The following is a 1,290-nucleotide window of genomic DNA, read 5'->3' on the forward strand; positions in this document are numbered from 1 at the left end:
AATCGACCATCTACCCCTGGCGCGAACACGAAGAGTGGCTGCGCGCCGCGGGATTCGCCGACGTCACCCGCATTCGCAGCGCGGGGTGGACACCACACGGGGTGATCGAGGGGCGCAAGTCCGATGAGTGAGCCCAGCATGCTCGACCGCGAATATTCCCCGAGCAGCACCGCCCGCGATCCGGCGGGCACGCTGCGTCGCTACCGGATGCGCAGCGATTTGGCCCGGTCCCGGTTGGACGCGCACATGGCCGTGCCGTACGGCGGCGGCCGGGGCGAACGCTGTCACGTGTTCCCGGCCGTGCCGCACGGCACGCGCGGGCCCGCGACGCCCGCTCTCGTTTTCGTGCACGGCGGTCACTGGCAGGAGTCCGGCATCGACGACGCGTGTTTCGCGGCCAGGCAGGCGCGGGCCTGCGGATGTGCTTTCGTGGCACTCGGATACGGGCTCGCGCCCGATCGGACGCTGCCGGGCATGATCGCCTCGGTGGCCCGCGCGCTGGCCTGGCTGGACGGTTCCGGACCGCTGTTCGGCATCGACCCGGCGCGCGTGCACGTCGCGGGCAGCAGCGCGGGCGCGCATCTGCTCGCCGCGGCGCTGGCCGGCGACGACGCGCCGCGGGTGCGCAGCGCGTGCCTGCTGAGCGGGCTCTACGACCTGACCGAGATCCCGCGCACCTACGTCAACGACGCCGTGCGGCTGACACCGGAACTCGCGGACGAGTGCAGTCCGCTGCGGATGCCCGCACCGCGCTGCGACTCGATCCTGCTCGCGGTCGGACGCCACGAAACGCGGACCTACCTGCGTCAGCACGAGATGTACGCGGCCTACCTTGCCGCACAGTCGATCCCGGTGCGGGCACAGATCGTGCCGGACCGCGATCACTTCGATCTGCCGCTGGATCTGGCCGATCCGTCGACCCCGTTCGGCCGGATCACCCTGCGGCACTTCGGCCTCGAGGCAGGCCGTCGAGGCGCAACCACACCGGAAGGGACGGTGACATCAGCCCGATGACACACTCGCCAACCGCAACACCGGTCGAGTCCGTCGACACGGACCGGGCCGGGGCGGCAACCACCGACACGATCGTCGACGCGTTCGAGCGGGCGGCTCGGGAACACGCCGCGCGCGAAGCGATCTCGGACGGCACGAGCACGCTGACCTACGCCGAGCTGAACGCGCGGGCCGATCGACTCGCTCGGGCACTGCGTGAGCGCGGCCTGGCGCCCGGGGCGCGGGTCGGCGTCCATCTCGACCGTGGACTGGCCACGTACCAACTGTTTCTCGGGA

2 protein-coding genes are annotated in these 1,290 nt (G+C 71.4%); both read left to right on the forward strand.

What is annotated here, in order from left to right:
* Positions 1-123: 123 nt before the first annotated feature.
* Positions 124-1,014, forward strand: coding sequence for an alpha/beta hydrolase (locus tag NBRGI_RS14930; RefSeq protein ID WP_029896646.1), 891 nt, complete (start codon positions 124-126; stop codon positions 1,012-1,014).
* On the forward strand, positions 1,011-1,290 hold a 280-nt coding region (locus NBRGI_RS43800; protein WP_036559171.1), incomplete at its 3' end, for an AMP-binding protein. The genes NBRGI_RS14930 and NBRGI_RS43800, both read left to right, overlap by 4 nt.

It is taken from the genome of Nocardia brasiliensis IFM 10847 (assembly GCF_000710915.1).
Taxonomy (GTDB): Bacteria; Actinomycetota; Actinomycetes; order Mycobacteriales; family Mycobacteriaceae; genus Nocardia; species Nocardia brasiliensis_A.

Coding starts and splice junctions, on each gene's coding strand:
- NBRGI_RS14930 (WP_029896646.1), top strand. CDS start 124: ATGAGTGAGCCCAGCATGCTCGACCGCGAATATTCCCCGAGCAGCACC.